Consider the following 16784-nt stretch of genomic DNA (forward strand, 5'->3'; position numbering starts at 1 on the left):
GGCACTTTGGTTACGCAGAACTCGCTGATCGACAGGATTAGCGGAATTGCGTGAACCGACCTTTAAGGATGGTCGCCCGGGACCGTCCCTGCATGTGCCACCCAGCCTGTGCCATGCTGGCGCCGAGCCCCGGGGTCGCGACCGGGCTCGGCGTCGGGGTCCGTGGTCAGCCTGCGCGGCGAGGCTGGGTGTCCCCGCCGGCCTTCGGCGGGGGAAACACCACCGGGGTCGGCGTCTTGGCCGAGAGCGGACCCGGCGTCGGGTTTCCGGACGGGGTGGAGCCCGAGACCGGGTGCGCGGCCGCGGCCGCCATGCCGGCGGCCACCGGCGCCGTCTCCTTGGCGGTGGCCGTTTCCTTCGCGGTGGCTGGCTCCTTGGCGGTCGACGGGAACAGCACCGTCGTGGGCTTGGGCTCGGCCGCGCCATCCGCCTTCGCGGACGCCGTCGGCATCGGCATCGCGGTGTGCGCCGGCTGGCCGGCCGGCATCGGCGCCGCGAGGGCGCCCTCCGGGGCCGTCTCGTCCCCGTCGTGCGGGGTCTCGGGACCGGCGATCAGCTCGGTCGGAGTCTTCCAGACGAAGGCGTCGAGGCGGCCGCTCACCGGCGAGACGGGCGCCCAGGTCTCGGACGCGATGCCGTCGGCGATCCAGAGCGGATCGCGCGGGGCGTGGGCGGCGCGGGAAAGCCACTCGCGCGTCCGGCCCGAACCGGCGCCGTGCTCGGCCTCCTCGATGCGGGCCATGGTCAGGCAGGCGCGGACCGTGGGCCGGTCGGAGAGGAGCGGCGCCAGGGCGTCGCGGGCCTGGCCGAACTCGCGAGCCTCGTAGGCCGCCTGCGCCATGGCGAGGCGGGCCTCCGGGTGCCAGGACGAGATCTTGGCCAGGGTCTCCGCCCGGGCCATTCGGTCGCGGACGGAATCGCCGGTGCGCAGGTTCAGGTAGGTCTTGGCGAGGTCCGGGTGCGGTCCGGCGCGCCAGGCGGCCTCGATGATCTTGGCGCCCTTCCGCAGGTCGCCCCGGCGCACCATCAGGCGCGCGGCCAGCACCGCGGCCGGGACGAGGTCGGGGGCGAGCTTGACGGCCTTGAGCACGCGCTCGGTGGCGGCCTCCGGCTCGCCCGCCTCGCGCTCCTGCGCGGCGGCGGTGAGCAGGACGGCGCGCTGGCGCCGGGCGGTCGACTTGTCGATGAGGCCGAGGGACGCGCGGCGCTCCACGGTCTCGTTGGCGCCGCTCCAGTCGCCGTCAGCGCACTGCGCCTCGAGCACGGCCTCGTTGGCCCAGGTGACGCTGGGCGCCAGGCGGGCGGCCTCGGCGGCGTAGGCGCGGGCGGAGGCGTCGTCCTCGCGGCGGCGGGCCTCGACGAAGAGACCGCGCAGGCCGAGCACGCGGGTCTCGGGATCGTTGACCATGCGCTGGAAGGCCTGCTCGGCGGCCTCGCGGTCGCCGGAAATCTGGGCGGCCTGAGCCTTGAGGAGCAGGGTCAGCGGCTCGGCACCGAGCAGGCGCTCGGCGTCGTTGGCGTGGCGGCGGGCGGCGAGGGGATCGCCCGACCCGACCGCGACCATGCCGCGGGACAGGGCCGAGAAGCCCTTGGCCCGGCGCCGGTCGCGCGAGCCGCGCACCAGCGTCTCCGGCAGGGTGATGAAGCCCCGCACGATGGCCCAGATGAAGCCGACGAAGATGGCGGCGATCAGGACGCCGATCAGCCCGATGGCGAGGCTGGTGGCCACCTCGTAGCCGTTCCACACGATGGTGACGGTGCCGGGGTGATCGGCGACCCAGGTCGCGCCATAGGCGGCAACCGCGAGAAGGGCCAGGAAGGCGAGGGCGCGCCACATGAGATCAGAAACTCCTGGGAGTGGCGTCGGCCGGTCCGGCGACACCGAGAGTCGGGGGCGGGAGCGTTCGGCGCTCCCGCGCGGAATCCGGGTGGCCGCGCATCCCGCCGGCGGGCAGGGCGCGCGGCCGCGCGCTCAACGGGAGGCGCCGGTGGCGGGCAGACCCTTGAAGGCGTCGGCGAGCAGGCCCTGGGCGGCGTCGCCGGCGGCGGCGCGGGAGGCGAGCTTGGTGCCGAATTCGCCCGCCTCGGCCCGGGCCGCCTCGGGCAGCGCCGCGAAGGCCTCGGCCGCCTCCTTGATCGCGCCGCGATCGAGGGCGTCCTGCACCTTCGGGGCGGTGTCGGGGGCCGTGGCGTTGGCGCTGCCGCCGGCGGCCGGGGTCTCGACGCGGCGGACCTGGACGATCGACTCGGCCATGCTCATCAGCTTGGTGCCGATGTCGCCGGTCTCGGCCACGGCCTTGCTCTGGGCGGCCCGGCGCTTCGCCGCGATCTTCTCGGCGATGGGGCGGAACTCGGCCGCGAGCGAGCGGGCCGTCGGCGCGCCCTTGTCGGCGAAGGCCGCCACCGCCGTGAGGCGGGCCGGGTCGCCCGGCTCCAGCCCGCGCAGGGCCGAGAGGGCATCCGCGTAGGGGGCGCCGGTGTTGAGGGCGGTGACGATCCGATCGGCCGACACGACCCGCAGGGCGGCCTGCAGGGTCGCGGTCTCGGCGCGCTCGGAGACGGCCTTGTCGAGTCCGGCGATCTTGTCCGCCTGGGCCTGGAGCTGGCGCTCCACCGCCTTCGCCGTCTCGGCAGCCTGGGTCTTGTTCGCGTCGGCGGCCTTCTCGCTGGCCTGGGTCGCGGCCTGGACCGCCTCGGTGGCGGCCTGGACGCGGGCGTCGAGGGACTGCTGGAGGGTGGCCACCTTCTGGCTCAGCGCCTGGGCAGCCTCGGCATTGGCCTTGGTCTTGGCCTCGACGTCCCCCTGCAGGGCGGCGAGCTTCGGCGCGAGGTCGGGCTGCGCGGCCGGCTTCGGGGCGGACTCGACCTTGCCCTCGATGGCCTTCAGGCGCTGCTGCAACTCGGCGAGCTGCGGCCCGGCGGACTGGGCCACCGCCATCCGGGCATCGGAGCCCTGGTCGCGGCCCGGCTCTTCCTGAAGCGCCGAAACGCGCTGGTCCAGGGCGTCGAGGCGCGCAACGAGATCGGACGGGACGGCGGCCGGGGCCGCTGCCGCGGCCGGTGCACCCTCGGCCGGAGCCGGCGCGCCGCCCTCGGCCGCGTTCGCCTTCTCGAGGCCCTGCGCCTTCTCGAGGGCTTGGCGCGCCGTGGACACGGCCTCCGGCACGGTTTTGAGCGCGGCCTCGTTCGCGGCGACCCGCTTATCCAGGCCGGCCACCGCGTCCTTCGGGGCGAGGGCGGCGATCCGCTGGTCGAGGGCGGTGATGCGGGCATCCTCGCCCGGCGCCATCAGGCCGCTGCGCGCGACGCCGAACAGGAGGCCCGCACCCACCACGCCGCCGAGCAGGCCGGCGGTGACCAGGGAGCCGAAGCCGGCCCCGGACGAGGCGGCCGGGGCAGCTGTGGCGGCCGGGGTGATGCGCGGCGTCGTCGGACCGCCCGCCTTCGGGGGCTCCGCGGAGGGCTTGGAATCCGAGAGTTTGCTGTCGGACGCCTTGCTGTCGACCGGCTTGCTATCGACCGGCTTGCTATCGATCGGCTTGCCATCGGCGGGCTTGCCCGCCATCCCCGCGGCAGCACCGGCAGCACCGGCAGCACCGGCAGCACCGGCAGCACCGGCAGCACCGGCAGGCTTCGCCGGCGGCACGGGATCCGGCATGCGCTTGGCCTTGAGGTCGATGATCGGGCCGTCGGTCACGGGCTGACCCGGACGTGCGCCGGGCTGCGTGCCTGCGAACCCGCCGGAGCGGGGCGGCTCGGATTTCCCGGCATCGGCCTTGAACGGCTCGGCCTTCGGTGCGTCGGTCTTCGACGGCTCCATCTTCGACGGCTCGGTCTTCAGGGCATCCGGCTTCGGCGCGTCGGCCTTGATCGTCTCGGTCTTCGCGGCGCCGACGGCCAGCGGATCGGGCCGGGTCGGGTCCGGCTTGGAAGCATCCGGCTTCACGGCGTCGGACTTCACGGCGTCGGACTTCACGGCGTCGGACTTCGCGGTGTCGGACTTCGCGGTGTCGGACTTCGCGGTGTCGGACTTCGCGGTGTCGGACTTCGCGGTGTCGGACTTCGCGGCCTCGGGCGTGAGGATCGCCGCCTTTGCGGCTTCCGTCTTCACGGCGTCCGTCTTCGTGCCGTCCTTGACCGGCTCACCCTTGATCGGCTCACCTTTGCCCGGTGTACCCGGCGCGCCGCCGGGCTGGCCCGGCTTGGTCGCGCCCTCGACCGTCGGCGGAACGGAGCCGCCCGGCGTGGCGGGCTTGCCGGGTTCGGCCGGCCGGTTGCCGGTGGGAGAGCCCGGGCGGTTGGCGTCGCTGTTGGGTGGTTTCACGGTTCAAGGCTCCCTTCCCGTCTCCCGCCGCCCGGCCCGTTCGGCGCATCCGGCGCCCGGTGGGTCGAGGCTGGCGGCGCAGCTTCTTGCGCTCGTCCTAGCACCAGGGCCGCCGCCGGAGCGAGGCCCTTATCGCATTCCAGTTGGCCCGGGGGCCGGCAATCCCGCGAGGAGCGCGTCCTCCCCGGGGCGTTCGGGCACGAAATGGACCGCGACCCCGGCGGTGACCAGGGGCACGGCGACGTCGGCCGACAAGCAGTAATGCGTCAGGCCCCCGAAGGCTCCGCCGAGCCCGGCCGCGTTGGCGAGATCGTGTGCCGCCTGCGCGCTGCGCCGAGAATAGTGCAGCGCCGCGTCGAGCCGTCCCGCCGCGAGGGCCTCCGCCGCCGCGCCGGGCAGCCGCGCCAGCACCCGGGCGGCGTAGAGTTCGCGCACGGTGAGGCGGTACCCGGCCGCGACCAGGGTTGCGGCCGGCTCGGCCTTGCGCTCGGCTCCCGCCGCGTGGACGAGGTGCGCGCCCCTCGGAAGGACGGCCCGGACCAGTCCGGCCAGGGACCGCGCGTCGCCCTCCGCCGCGCGGACGTCGGCGAGGCCCAGTTCACGCGCCAGGGCGGCGGTCCGTGCCCCCACCGCAAAGGTGGGGATGGTACGGAGGCGCTCGCGATCCTCCGGCGCCAGCGCCGCCGCGGCGTTGGCACTCGTGAGGATCAGCCCGGCGAAGGACTCCTCCGGCAGGCGGACGCCCGTCGCGTCGACGGCCAGGACCGGTGCGACGAGGGGGCTATGTCCCAGGGCGGCGAGGCGCGCGCCCGTTCGCGCCGCCCCCGGTTCCGGCCGCGCCACCCAGATCCGCATTCCGCCCCGCGCTCCCCGAACTCCGCGCCCATCCATGCCGGTCCCGCCGGCGCTGGCAACCCGTCGTTGCCGCCGGGGGAGGCGGACGATAGGGTGCGGCGCATCCCACGGGCCACCCCGCACGCCTTTGACGAGGCCCCCTTCGAGATGATCCGCCGTCCATGAACGTCCTCGGCATCGAAACCACCTGCGACGAGACCGCCGCCTCCGTGGTCGCCCCCGGCGAGAACGGGCGCGGGCGCATCCTCTCCAACGAGGTGCTGAGCCAGATCGCCGAGCACGCGGCCTATGGCGGCGTCGTGCCCGAGATCGCGGCCCGCGCCCACGTGGAGGTGCTCGACCGGTTGATCGACCGGGCGCTCTCCGGCGCCGGCCTGAGACTGGCCCAGGTCGACGGGATCGCGGTGGCGGCCGGCCCCGGCCTGATCGGCGGTGTCCTCATCGGCCTCGTCACCGCCAAGACCCTGGCGCTGGTGGCGCGCAAGCCCCTGATCGCTGTGAACCACCTGGAGGCGCACGCGCTGACCGCGCGGCTCACCGACGGCATCGGCTTCCCCTACCTGCTGCTCCTCGCCTCCGGCGGACACACCCAGCTCGTCGCGGTGAAGGGGGTCGGTGACTACGTCCGCCTCGGCACCACCATCGACGACGCCATCGGCGAGGCCTTCGACAAGGTCGCCAAGCTTCTCGGCCTCGGTTACCCGGGCGGCCCCGAGGTCGAGCGCCTGGCCGAGACCGGCGACCCGGAGCGCTTCGCCCTGCCGCGCCCGATGCTCGGCCGGCGCGAGGCCAACTTCTCCCTGTCCGGCTTGAAGACCGCTCTGCGGATCGAGGCCGAGAAGCTGGCGCCGCTCTCCTCCGTCGATGTCGCCGACCTCTGCGCCAGCTTCCAGGCGGCGGTGGTCGACGTGGTGGTCGACCGCCTGCGGGTGGCGATGCGCGACTTCGCGGGCGTCGCCGGGCATCCCACCGCCCTGGTGGCGGCCGGCGGGGTCGCGGCCAACGGCGCGATCCGCCGGGCGCTGACCACCCAGGCCGGCGAGGCGGGCCTCGCCTTCGTGGCGCCGCCCCTGTCCCTCTGCGGCGACAACGGCGCCATGATCGCCTGGGCGGGGATCGAGCGCCTGCGCCTCGGCCTCGTCGACGACCTCACCGCGCCGGCCCGGGCCCGCTGGCCCTTCGCGGAGCCGAAGGCGGTTGCCTGAGGCCGCGCGGCTGCGCTGGCGCGACCTCGTGGAGCGGCGCCTGCCCGAGGCGGCCCGCGCGGACTGGCCCGTGCACCGCGACCATTGCTTCGCCCGCATCCTCCTCGACAACACCTGCGGTGGACCCTGGCGCGAGAGCGTGCCGGCCCCCGCCTGGGCGAACCTGTCCCTCGACCAGCTCGGCGCCGCCACCGACCTCGGCGAGGCGGTCCTGGTCGGACGGGCCGACCTGTTCGCGCTGAACCGGCGGTCGCTGGCCCTGCGGGGCAAGATGCGGGGCAAGCTGCGGGACGCCGCCGCGGCGTTGCCGCCCGAGGGCCTTCGCGACGGGGATCTCCGGCTGCGGCCCTGGCAGGCGGGCGACGCGGCGCGCTTCGCCGCCCTCAACGCCGACCCGGAGGTCATGCGCCACTTCCCCGCCACCAAGGACGCGGCCGCGAGCCGGACGGAGGCGCAGAGCTGCGCCCGGCGCTTCGCGGTGGACGGCTTCGGGCCCTGGGCCGTCGCGCTGGAGGGAGGCGGGTTCGTCGGGATGATCGGGGGCGCGCGCCTTTTGCGGCCGATGCCCTTCCCGGGGGGCGAGCGGCCGGGCGAGACCGTCGAGATCGGCTGGCGCCTCGCGCGCGACGCCTGGGGCCGCGGGATCGCCACGCGGGGCGCCCGCCTCGCGCTGGCCGACCTGTTCGGCCGCTGCGGCCTGCCCGAGGTTGTCGCCTTCACGGCCGAGGCGAACACGCCCTCCCGTCGGGTGATGGAGCGCCTCGGCATGCGCCCGGAGGGCGGCTTCGCGCATCCGGCCCTGCCACCGGGGCATCCGCTGCGGCCGCATCTCCTGTATCGTCTCCGGGCGGATCACTTCACAGCGCGAGGGACGACCCCATGAGGCGGATCGGAGTCGTCGGCGGCGGTGCCTGGGGCACGGCCCTGGCCAACGCGGCCGCCGCGGCCGGGCACGACGTCACCCTGTGGCTGCGCGACCCGGAGGCGGCGGCGCGCCTGCAGGACACCCGCGAGAACGCCCGCTACCTGCCGGGCGTACCCCTGCATGCCCGCATCGCCGTCACCGCCGTAGCCACCGACCTCGCCGAGGCCGGGACGGTGCTGATGGTGACGCCGGCCCAGACCCTGCGCGGGGTGCTGGCCGATCTCGCCCCCGCCTTCGCCCCGGACGCCGCCATCGTGCTCTGCGCGAAGGGAATCGAGCGCGGCACCGATGCCTTCATGAGCGAGGTCGCGGCCGGGCAACTGGGCGCGTCGGCCCCCGTCGCGGTCCTGTCCGGCCCGAGCTTCGCCGCGGACGTCGCCCGCAACCTGCCCACGGCGGTGACGCTCGCGGCGGCGGATGCCGCGCTGGCCGCGCGCCTGGCCGGCATCCTCTCGGGTCCGACGCTGCGGGTCTATCACACCGACGACGTGCGCGGCGTCGAGATCGGCGGGGCCGGCAAGAACGTCCTCGCCATCGCGTCGGGCATCGTCGCCGGGCGCGGCCTCGGCGACAGCGCCCGGGCCGCCCTGATCGCCCGGGCCTTCGCCGAACTCATGCGCTTCGCCCGCGCCTATGGCGGCCGGCCGGAAACCCTGATGGGCCTGTCGGGCCTCGGCGACCTAGTGCTCACCGCCTCCTCGCCGCAATCGCGCAACTTCGCCTTCGGCGAGCGTCTCGGCGCCGGGGCCTCGCCCGAGGCGGCCGCCGGCGGCAAGCTCGCGGAGGGTGCCTTCACGGCCGCCGCCCTGGTCGATCTCGCCCGCGCCCGGGGCATCGAGATGCCGGTGGCCGAGGCGGTGGCCGCCATCGTCTCGGGCGGCGCCAGCGTCGACGGCGTCATCGCCGCCCTGCTGGCGCGGCCCCTGCGCGGAGAAGCCGAGTGAGTCAGTACCCCGTCCGCGCCTTCCTTGCCGGCACCGGCGACGACGGCGCCGGGCGTCGCCTCACCGACGTCCTCGCCTTCGACGACGCCCATATCGAGGGCGTGCACGACTTCATCCAGTGGTGCTTCCCCCTGCACGAGGCGAGCCTCGCCGTGCCGGGCGCGCCGGTGCTCAGCCGGGCCGAGGCCGAGGCGATCCGCAACGATCCGGCGGCCCTGTCCGGCCTGCGGGCCGCCCTCGGGCGGATGACCCGCTTCTATGCCGAGACCGACGGCTGGCTCCGGTCCCACGACCACAACCACCTGCGCATCACCCGCATCCTCTCGGCCCTGTCCGATCTCCTCGGGTCGGCGGCAGCGGCTGAGTTCCACGCCTTCGTCACCGCCCGGAACGCGAAGGCCGGCGCCCCGATCAACACCACGAGCCTGAACTACTGGAAGTCGGCGCTCCGGGGGGCCTGACGGCCACGCTCGGTCGATGCGCTTTCGCTGCGGCCTGATGGCCACGCTTGTGCAGCGCGCTTTTGCGGGGCCTGACGGCCACGCTTGTGCAGCGCGCTTTTGCGGGGCCTGACGGCCACGCTTGGCCGGTGCTATGGAGCCGGCGTCTCTGGAGAAGTGCATGGCCTACTGGCTCTACAAGTCCGAGCCCTCGACCTGGTCCTGGGAGCAGCAGGTCGCCGCGGGCGCCGCCGGCACGCACTGGAACGGCGTGCGCAACCACGTCGCGAAAAAGCACCTCATGGCCATGGAGGTGGGCGAGCGCGGGTTCTTCTACCATTCCAACGAGGGCAAAGCCGTCGTGGGGATCGTCGAGGTGATCCGGCCCTACTACCCGGATGATTCCGACGCGACCGGCCGCTTCGGCATGGTCGACCTGCGCGCCGTCGAGGCGTTGCCGCGCCCCGTGACCCTGGAGGCGATCAAGGCCGAGCCGCGCCTCGCCGCCATGGTGCTCGCCAACAATTCGCGCCTGTCGGTCCAGCCGGTGACGGAGGCCGAGTGGGCGGTGGTGCGCGAGATGGGCGGGCTCGCCTGACCCTCAGGCCGATCAGCCCTGACGCTGGGCCTGCGTCACCGCCACGTGGATCAGCTCCGCCAGTGTGCGCAGGCCGAGCTTCTGACGCATCATCGAGCAGGCGTTGGTGATGGTCTTGTAGCTGACCGAGAGGTCGCTCGCGATCGCGCCGTAAGACTTGCCCTGGGCCAGGCGCTGCAGGATCTGCAATTCGCGCGGCGTCAGCTGGGTCTCGGGCGTGCGCTTCGGGTCGGTGCGGAGCATCGCGACCTCGGTCGCCAGGCGCGGATCGAGGTAGGGCCGGCCGGACCGGACCCGCTCGAAGGCCTCGAACAGCTCGCCTGAGGCGTGGTCCTTCAGCACGTAGCCGAGGGCGCCGGCCTCCAGGGCCCGCGAGACGATCACCGGATCGTTGTGCATGCTGAACACCAGGACCCGCACCCCCGGACTGGCGGTGCGCATCCGGCGGATCAGCTCCAGGCCGGCGAGGCCGCTGCCCTGGAAGGTGAGGTCGCAGATGACGGTGGCGGGGCGTGCGCGCAGGAAGTGGCGATAGGCCGCCACCACGCTGGTGGCCTCGAGGATCCGCTCGATGCCCGCATCCTCGAGCACGCGCCGGCATCCCTGGAGGACGATCGGGTGATCGTCGATGACGAGGGTGGGGGCCTCGGCGGTGGGGGCGATCGCGTTCATGCGCTGGGAATCGGGCTCGTTTCGGCGTCGCGCTCATCATCGAGCGGAATCATGATCCGGACAACCGCGCCGGGTGGGGCATTGTCAAGCCGGAACGTGCCGCCCAGGGCCTCCACGCGCTCGCGCATCCCCGACAGACCGAGCCCGAGGCCGTGCTCGGGCGCGATGCCGCTGCCGTCGTCGCGGATGGTGAGGTGCAGGGCGCGGGCGCCGGCCGTGCCCAGAACCGCCTCGTCGAGGGCCCGCACGGTGACGTTCGAGGCGCGCCCGTGACGGACCGCGTTGGTCATGCTTTCCTGGATGCAGCGGAAGACCGTGAGGTCGGTGACGTCGCCGTAGCCCCGGGCCAACCCTTCGAAGCTGCCCGCGAAGCGCGTGCCGGCATGCCGCCGCCGGAAGTCGCGCAGCAGCAGGTCGAGGCAGTCCGGCAGGGGCACCTGGCCGAGGGCGTGCGGCCGCAGGCGGTTGAGGAGGTCGCGGTTCTGGGTCTGGACCTGGCCGACGATGCTGGCGATGTCCTGGGCGCGCTGCTTCAGGCGGTCCCGGTCGGGGGGCGCCTCCGCCTCGGCCATGCGCACGACCGAGGCGGCGGTGGCCTCCAGGGCGAAGAGGCAGGGCCCGAACTCGTCGTGGAGCTCGAGGGCCGTACGCCGGCGCTCGTCGTCCTGGGCCGAGAGGAGCTGGCGGTTCAGGCGCCCGTTGGCCGCCCGTGTCTCGGAGAGCGCCTGCGCCACGCGATTGAAGCGGGCCGCGATGGCGGCGAGCTCCCGGGAGGCCGGCGGTTCGAGGCGCGCGGTGTAGTCCTGCTGTTCGAGCTGGATCAGGCCCTCGGAGAGCTGCGTCAGGGGCGCCAGCACTCGGCCGAACGCCACCGTGAGGGCGCCGAGCAGGCCGAGGCTGAGGCAGAGGCTCGCCAGCGACAGCGACAGGGCATAGCCCCAGACCTCGTCGATCTCGTCGCGGGGCTGCGTGGTGATGCGCGCCGTGCCGATGCGCTGGCCCTGGGCCACGATGGGCAGGTCGTGCTCCCGGATCGCCGGGGCGATCAGTGCCGCGAACCAGGCCGGAGAGGCGTGCTGATCCCGCCTGACCCGGCCGAGGCCGCCCGTGATGATCTTGCCCGCGCCGTCCAGGACCGTGACGCGGACGTGGCGCAGGTCGTGGATACGCAGGTTCAGGGTCTGCAGGATGCCGGCCGGCGGGCCGGCCTGGGCGAGATCGATGGTGTCGGAGACCAGAAGCTCGACATTCGTCATCGCCGCCTGCATCTCGACCTCGACGGCGGAGCGGGCGTTCAGCACGATCACGCCGCAGGAGACCAGGGCGGCCAGGACGTCGATGGCGAGGACGAGGACGATCATCCGGGTGCGGGTCGACCACGACGCCCAGTGCGGCCAGCGGCCGATGCGCTCCGTCGGGGCCGGGTTGCCGGCCGTCCGGGCGGAGAGGCCCCACCGGGATCGGGGCGCGGAGGCGGCGTCGTGAGGCATGGCGGCCTGAGGGGAACCCGTCGGGGGATGCGTGCGCGGTCGTCGCCCCGTGTGTAGCGAACCCGACGCCGGATGGCAGCGCCCCGATTCGGTTTCGCGCCTCGTGGCCGGAGCCCTGGCCGATCCGGAGACCGCCTGGGCGATGGGGGGATTCGGCGCGCTCGCGAGCGTCGGGTGCCGTGGCGTCGAAGCCGTCACCGCCCTCGCGGACGGCCGCCCGGGCTGGGTCACCCGGTTCGGCGGCATCGCCCTCCATCCGGCGGAGGCGATCCCGGTGGCCTACGAGACCGCCTTCGCCGGCGGCTGGAGCCACGCCGTCGCCCTGTGCCTGCCGCAGGCGCGCTGCCCCCGGACGGGGGGCGGGCCGATCCGCGCGGCCGGGCGCGACGACGACGCGCTGCAGCCGCGGAATCTTGGGGATAAGTGGTTCGATCTCGGCCTCGACCTGCCGCAGGGCCGCCTGCGCCTCCGCTCCGCCGATCCGGGAGTACTCGCGCGCCTCGACGCCCTGGCCGGCCGGACCGTCGCGGAGGATCCCGCTGCGGTGCGGAGCCTGATGGCCGCCGCCGACGCGGTCGTCACCACGCCGCTCGGCCGGATCGAGGTCTTCGCTGGCTCCGCTGAGCATCCGGGCGCGCCGCGGGCCTTCCTCGACCCGAAGATCCTGGCCCTCGGCCGCACCCATGCCGCCACCGCCCCGATCCCGGCCGGGATGGTGCCCGTGGCGCAGTTCATCCCGCCGCATCCCTGCCGGGACGGACAGGGCCGGCCCTGCCCCTTCGACCCTGCGACGCATGCCGCGTTCCAGGCGATGCTGACCCGCTGGGGCAACCCGGAACGGGTCCGCCTGAAGGCGCGCCTGCTCGCGGGGGAGGCCGTCGCGCCCGGGGCGGCGAGCCGCACCACGCGCGCCGTCGCGCGCCTCGTCCAAGTCCAGGCTGCTGCGGCGGCGAATCAGGACAGTGCTAAGTCCTCCCCAGACACCTCGCGTTAAACCTGTTGGTTATATTCAGATTCGTGCCGCATCTGATCCAAGCCTGTTCAAGGATTGGGTTAAGGACATCTTCATGCCCCATTGCGGCGCCTCTTTCGTTACACGCAGGTGTCGCCGCTCCGGCGTCGCCGCGCCGGTCGTGCCCGACCAGCGCCGCGTGATCGACCGGCAACGGTCAATCCGAACCTCCTGAAGCGTGCGAGATGTCTGAGACCCTGATGTCCGTAGCGATCGATCCCTCCGAGACTCGGCGCCCCGCCGCGCCGGCCCCGCACCCGTCCCGCGTGAACCTCCGGGTGGTGCTGCTCTCCGGCGCCGGCCTCCTGGGCCTTGCCGGATTCACGGCCTTCGCCTTCGCGGCGCTCGGCAGTCTCGCGGGTCCGCAATTCACCCGTCCGACCCTCGCCACGGCGTCCGCGACGCCCGCGAGCCTTGGGCACAACGCCTCCGAATGGCCGGACCTGCGCGATGGCGTCCCGGCCCTCGCGCCGTCGCGGCCGAAGCCGATCGCGGCCGCGCCGGATCAGCCGCCCGCGGCGAAGCCTGAGCTCCTGCCGGCGGCGGTGACCCCGCCCGCGGCGCAGGTCGCCGACATCAGGCGCATTCAAGAGAAACCCACTGACGCGCGACCCGTGGACGCAAAGCTCGCCGGCCCGAAGGTCGCCGAGGTACGGGCGGCCGAGGCGATGCCGGTCGCGACGCCCGTCGTCGCGAAGCCGGCGCGCCTGCCGCAGATCGAGAATGTCGCGGTCCTGCCGCCGGCTCGCCCGGCCTCGCTGGTGCCGGCGACGCGCACGGCGACCCTGATCGCGCCGCTGCCCAACGAGACGACCCGGTCGCGGGCGACGAACGGCACCTTCACGGCCCTGGCCCCGGAGACGCCGAAGCACAGCCCCGTCGCCGCGAAGGCGGAGGCGAGGACGACGGTTGTCAAGTCTGCCGAGACCAAGCCCGTGGTGACCAAGCCGACCGTCGCAAGGGCCCAGAGCGTCAAGCCGGCGAAGCCGGAGACCGCTGCGGCGCCCCAGGTCGCGCAGGCGGAGCCGGAGCCGGAGCAGACCGAGTTCCTGGGCGTGAAGGTGCCGTCGCTGGCCCCGGCCGGCCGCAAGATCGCCGAGAGCGTCGAGGCCCTCGGCAATGCGGTGAAGAGCCTGCCCGACCACTTCTAGCGAACGGGCGCCCGGTTCCGGGCGCCCTTCGTCGAACCGACGCGCCCGGTCCGGTCAGCGCGCCCGGCTGGCGCGCGGCTTCTTGGCGATCTCGCGCTCGTGGCGCGCCCCGCGCGGGCTCTTGAAGCCCTTCGGCCCCTTCTCCTCGCGGGCCGGCTCATCGTCGAGGAGCGGCTCCACCTGGATCTCGGGCGAGCCGTTCTTGGCGAAGGTCTGGGCGAAGCGCGAGGCGGCGCCGCCGCGGACCTCGAACTTGGTCTCGCGATCGAAGATGCGGATCGCGCCGATCTCCTGGCGGCCGATATTGCCGCGCCGGGTCAGCATCGGCAGCAGGCGGCGCGGATCGGCGTTGTCGCGCCGGCCGAGATTGAGCCGGAACCACACGGCCGGGCCCTGGGCGTCGATGCGGTCGGCATCGGCGGGGTCGTAGACCGGGCGGGACTTGCGCTCGGGGCCTGCGCCCGGATCGGTGACGTCCTCGGGGGCGGGCAGGCGGGAGCGATAGATCCGCGCCAGGGCCGCGGCGAGTTCCTGCGGCGTGCGCTGCGCCATCAGGGTCTCGGCCATGGCGATGTCTTCCTCGGCCGGCTCCTCGGTGAAGATCGGGTCCTGCCACATGCGCTCGCCGTCGAGGCGGCGGATCTCGTCGGCGGTGGGCGGGCCGGCCCACTCGAACGAGACCTTGGCGATCATCAGCATCTGCTCGGCCCGGCGCCGCTTCGAGGCCGGGATCAGCAGCAGGCTGGTGCCCTTGCGCCCGGCGCGGCCGGTGCGGCCGGAGCGGTGCTGCAGCACCTCGGCATCGTGCGGCAGGTCGGCGTGGATCACGAGGCTGACGGTGGGCAGGTCGATGCCGCGGGCGGCGACGTCGGTGGCGACGCAGACCTTGGCCCGGCCGTCGCGGAGCGCCTGCAGGGCCGCGTTGCGCTCGCCCTGGCCGAGCTCGCCCGAGAGCGCCACGGCCGAGAAGCCGCGCTCGGTGAGCACCGCCTGGAGGTGGCGCACTGCGTTGCGGGTGTTGCAGAAGATGATCGCCGTCGGTGCATCCATGAAGCGCAGGGTGTTGACCACCACGTGCTCCAGCTCGCGCGGCACCACGCGGATCGCCTTGTAGGTGATGTCGGCGTGGCCGCGCTCCTGGCCCTTCACGGCGATGCGTAGGGCGTCGTTCTGGTAGCGCTCGGCCAGGGTCGCGATCGCCTTCGGCAGGGTCGCGGAGAACAGCAGGGTGCGCCGCTCCTTCGGGGTTACCGAGAGGATAAATTCCAGGTCGTCGCGGAAGCCGAGGTCGAGCATCTCGTCGGCCTCGTCGAGGACGACGGCGCGCAGGTCCTGGGTGGCGAGGTTGCGGCGCTCCAGGTGGTCGCGCAGGCGGCCCGGGGTGCCGACGACGATGTGGGCGCCGTCGTTGAGTTGGCGGCTCTCGCGGCGCGGGTCCATGCCGCCGACGCAGGAGATGACGCGGGCGCCGGTCTCCGCATAGAGCCAGGACAATTCGCGCTCGACCTGCAGCGCGAGTTCGCGCGTCGGGGCGATGACGAGGGCGAGGGGCGCGCCGGCGGGGCCGAAGCGCTCGGCGTCGCCCAGGAGAGTCTCGGCGAAGGCGAGGCCGTACGCGACGGTCTTGCCCGAGCCGGTCTGGGCCGAGACGAGCAGGTCGCGGCCTTGCGCGGCCGCCTCGATGACGGCGCTCTGGACGGGCGTCGGGTCTTCATAGTCGCGCGCGGTCAGCGCTCGGGCGAGCGGGGCCGGCAGGGTTGGGAAGGGCACTGTGACGGAAGCCTTAGCGGGCAAGCAGGCGGAGAACCCGCCGGGGAGCCGTCGCGACGGGCGCGATCCTCTCCAAACCAACGTGATTCCGGCCTCGAACGGTTACGGATGCTGTCTCTTGTAGCCGGAACTGCGGCGCAGCGCCATGACCGCGGATGCATGCCCCTCCACCCCTGGGCACCCGGGCCTGCGGCGGGCACGCCTCATGTTGTGTTCCCCGTCCGTCTCGTGCTCATCTCCGGCCCGTCATGGATATCCTCGTCGTCGGTGCCGGAATCGTTGGTCTCGCCGTGGCCCGTGCCCTCGCGCGCCGGGGCCACGCGGTCATCGTGGCGGAGGCCGAGGGGGCGATCGGCACGGGCATCTCGGCGCGCAATTCCGAGGTGATCCACGGCGGAATGTACTATCCGGCCGGCTCCCTCCGGGCCCGGCACTGCGTCGCCGGCGCGGCCCTGCTCGCGGCCTTCTGCGACAGCCACGGTGTCGCCTACCGCCGCTGTGGCAAGCTCATCGTCGCCACCGCCGAGGCCGAGCGCGACGCCATCGCGGCGCTGAAGGACCGCGGCGACGCCAACGGGGTCCCGGGTCTGGCGCTCCTCGACGGAGCCGAGGCCCGCGCCCTGGAGCCGAACCTCGCCTGCGTGGCGGCCCTGCACGCGCCCGGCACCGGCATCGTCGATAGCCACGGGCTGATGCTGGCGCTCCAGGGCGACCTTGAGGATGCCGGGGGCGCCATCGCCTTCAACAGCCGCATCACGGAGATCGCCCGGATTTCCGAGGGTTGGAGCGTCACCGTCAATGGCGAGGCCCTGCCGTTCGAGGCCGTGGTGAACGCCGCCGGCCTGGGGGCCCAGGCGGTCGCCGGCGCTGTCGAGGCCTATCCCGCCGCGCGCATTCCCCGCCAGGTCCTGGCCAAGGGCAGCTATTTCGGCTGCACCGGCCGGCCGGCTTTCTCGCGCCTGATCTACCCGGCGCCGGTCGAGGGCGGCCTCGGTATCCACCTGACCCTCGATCTCGCCGGGCGCATGCGCTTCGGACCGGACGTCGAGTGGGTGGAGACCCTGGACTACCGGGTCGATCCCGCCCGGGCCGAGGATTTCGCCCGCGCGATCCGCCGCTACTGGCCCGGCCTGCCCGACGGCGTGCTGACCCCGGACTATGCCGGCATCCGTCCGAAGCTGACGGGACCGGGTGAGCCCGCCGCCGATTTCTGGATCGACGGCCCGGCCGAGCACGGGCTTCCCGGCCTGATCCATCTCTTCGGAATCGAGAGCCCGGGCCTGACCTCCAGCCTGTCCCTGGCCGAGGAGGTCGCGGACCGGCTGGTCGAGGCCTGAGCGCAGCCGGCCGGGGAACGCGGCGGGGCGACGGGTTCCTTAGGGTAGGGCGAGGAGCATC

Annotated in this window: 14 protein-coding genes; 8 read left to right on the forward strand and 6 right to left on the reverse strand. The window is 73.9% G+C overall.

Translation table 11 applies throughout. The features are described 5' to 3' along the window. Positions 1 to 166: 166 nt before the first annotated feature. The 3 genes from AC1MGR_RS06640 to AC1MGR_RS06650 all read right to left on the reverse strand — a co-directional run bounded on the left by AC1MGR_RS06640 (position 167) and on the right by AC1MGR_RS06650 (position 5179). On the reverse strand, positions 167 to 1837 hold the full coding sequence (locus tag AC1MGR_RS06640; protein ID WP_480234056.1) for a heme biosynthesis HemY N-terminal domain-containing protein: 1671 nt from the start codon (positions 1835 to 1837) through the stop codon (positions 167 to 169). A gap of 135 nt (positions 1838 to 1972) precedes the next feature. Then, a complete protein-coding gene (locus AC1MGR_RS06645) occupies positions 1973 to 4324 on the reverse strand; it encodes a hypothetical protein (protein WP_480234057.1) in 2352 nt (783 codons plus the stop codon). 129 nt (positions 4325 to 4453) lie between these two features. Next, positions 4454 to 5179 (reverse strand): uroporphyrinogen-III synthase, encoded by a 726-nt coding sequence (locus AC1MGR_RS06650; protein ID WP_480234058.1) that lies wholly within the window; start codon positions 5177 to 5179, stop codon positions 4454 to 4456. A 161-nt stretch (positions 5180 to 5340) separates the two neighbouring features. Between AC1MGR_RS06650 and tsaD the strand changes: the two genes are divergently transcribed. From tsaD to AC1MGR_RS06675, 5 genes are all read left to right on the forward strand, one after another. Further along, entirely contained in the window at positions 5341 to 6384 is a 1044-nt protein-coding gene (tsaD, locus tag AC1MGR_RS06655; RefSeq protein ID WP_108037989.1) for a tRNA (adenosine(37)-N6)-threonylcarbamoyltransferase complex transferase subunit TsaD, read from the forward strand. Beyond that, entirely contained in the window at positions 6377 to 7267 is an 891-nt protein-coding gene (locus tag AC1MGR_RS06660) for a GNAT family N-acetyltransferase (RefSeq protein WP_480234059.1), read from the forward strand. The genes tsaD and AC1MGR_RS06660 overlap by 8 nt, the downstream gene beginning before the upstream one ends. Next, on the forward strand, positions 7264 to 8253 hold the full coding sequence (locus tag AC1MGR_RS06665) for an NAD(P)H-dependent glycerol-3-phosphate dehydrogenase (protein WP_480234060.1): 990 nt from the start codon (positions 7264 to 7266) through the stop codon (positions 8251 to 8253). Before AC1MGR_RS06660 ends, AC1MGR_RS06665 begins: the two co-directional genes overlap by 4 nt. Next, the gene (locus AC1MGR_RS06670; RefSeq protein WP_480234061.1) at positions 8250 to 8714 is read left to right on the forward strand and encodes an opioid growth factor receptor-related protein; all 465 of its coding nucleotides are present in this window, start codon (positions 8250 to 8252) and stop codon (positions 8712 to 8714) included. Before AC1MGR_RS06665 ends, AC1MGR_RS06670 begins: the two co-directional genes overlap by 4 nt. A gap of 160 nt (positions 8715 to 8874) precedes the next feature. After that, complete coding sequence (locus tag AC1MGR_RS06675; protein ID WP_108037981.1) at positions 8875 to 9291, forward strand: EVE domain-containing protein; 417 nt, start codon at positions 8875 to 8877, stop codon at positions 9289 to 9291. 12 nt (positions 9292 to 9303) lie between these two features. Here the strand turns inward: AC1MGR_RS06675 and AC1MGR_RS06680 are convergent, their stop codons facing one another. Together AC1MGR_RS06680 and AC1MGR_RS06685 are read right to left on the reverse strand one after the other, a co-directional pair. After that, the gene (locus AC1MGR_RS06680; protein ID WP_108037979.1) at positions 9304 to 9963 is read right to left on the reverse strand and encodes a response regulator transcription factor; all 660 of its coding nucleotides are present in this window, start codon (positions 9961 to 9963) and stop codon (positions 9304 to 9306) included. After that, entirely contained in the window at positions 9960 to 11453 is a 1494-nt protein-coding gene (locus tag AC1MGR_RS06685; protein WP_480234062.1) for an ATP-binding protein, read from the reverse strand. Before AC1MGR_RS06685 ends, AC1MGR_RS06680 begins: the two co-directional genes overlap by 4 nt. A 103-nt stretch (positions 11454 to 11556) precedes the next feature. On the opposite strand from AC1MGR_RS06685, the gene AC1MGR_RS06690 reads away from it, so the two are divergent. After that, positions 11557 to 12447, forward strand: coding sequence for a DUF6925 family protein (locus tag AC1MGR_RS06690; RefSeq protein ID WP_480234063.1), 891 nt, complete (start codon positions 11557 to 11559; stop codon positions 12445 to 12447). Positions 12448 to 12665: 218 nt separating this feature from the next. Beyond that, positions 12666 to 13616: a hypothetical protein gene (locus AC1MGR_RS06695; protein WP_480234064.1), complete on the forward strand. Its 951-nt coding sequence runs from the start codon at positions 12666 to 12668 to the stop codon at positions 13614 to 13616. A gap of 54 nt (positions 13617 to 13670) precedes the next feature. On the opposite strand, the gene AC1MGR_RS06700 is transcribed toward AC1MGR_RS06695, so the two are convergent. Next, a complete protein-coding gene (locus AC1MGR_RS06700; RefSeq protein ID WP_480234065.1) occupies positions 13671 to 15386 on the reverse strand; it encodes a DEAD/DEAH box helicase in 1716 nt (571 codons plus the stop codon). Positions 15387 to 15634: 248 nt separating this feature from the next. Here AC1MGR_RS06700 and AC1MGR_RS06705 point away from each other — a divergent pair, with 248 nt between their 5' ends. Then, positions 15635 to 16723 carry an NAD(P)/FAD-dependent oxidoreductase gene (locus tag AC1MGR_RS06705; RefSeq protein WP_480234066.1) on the forward strand — a complete coding sequence of 363 codons (1089 nt, stop codon included), beginning with the start codon at positions 15635 to 15637 and terminating at the stop codon, positions 16721 to 16723. Positions 16724 to 16784: the final 61 nt, after the last annotated feature.

The organism is Methylobacterium sp. BI1 (genome assembly GCF_056680125.1).

Excerpts from the sequence above, each read along its gene's own strand:
- AC1MGR_RS06640 (WP_480234056.1), bottom strand. The coding sequence starts at position 1,837 with ATGTGGCGCGCCCTCGCCTTCCTGGCCCTTCTCGCGGTTGCCGCCTAT.
- AC1MGR_RS06695 (WP_480234064.1), top strand. The coding sequence starts at position 12,666 with ATGTCCGTAGCGATCGATCCCTCCGAGACTCGGCGCCCCGCCGCGCCG.
- AC1MGR_RS06665 (WP_480234060.1), top strand. The coding sequence starts at position 7,264 with ATGAGGCGGATCGGAGTCGTCGGCGGCGGTGCCTGGGGCACGGCCCTG.
- AC1MGR_RS06680 (WP_108037979.1), bottom strand. The coding sequence starts at position 9,963 with ATGAACGCGATCGCCCCCACCGCCGAGGCCCCCACCCTCGTCATCGAC.
- AC1MGR_RS06675 (WP_108037981.1), top strand. The coding sequence starts at position 8,875 with ATGGCCTACTGGCTCTACAAGTCCGAGCCCTCGACCTGGTCCTGGGAG.
- AC1MGR_RS06650 (WP_480234058.1), bottom strand. The coding sequence starts at position 5,179 with ATGCGGATCTGGGTGGCGCGGCCGGAACCGGGGGCGGCGCGAACGGGC.
- AC1MGR_RS06705 (WP_480234066.1), top strand. The coding sequence starts at position 15,635 with ATGGATATCCTCGTCGTCGGTGCCGGAATCGTTGGTCTCGCCGTGGCC.
- AC1MGR_RS06685 (WP_480234062.1), bottom strand. The coding sequence starts at position 11,453 with ATGCCTCACGACGCCGCCTCCGCGCCCCGATCCCGGTGGGGCCTCTCC.
- tsaD (WP_108037989.1), top strand. The coding sequence starts at position 5,341 with ATGAACGTCCTCGGCATCGAAACCACCTGCGACGAGACCGCCGCCTCC.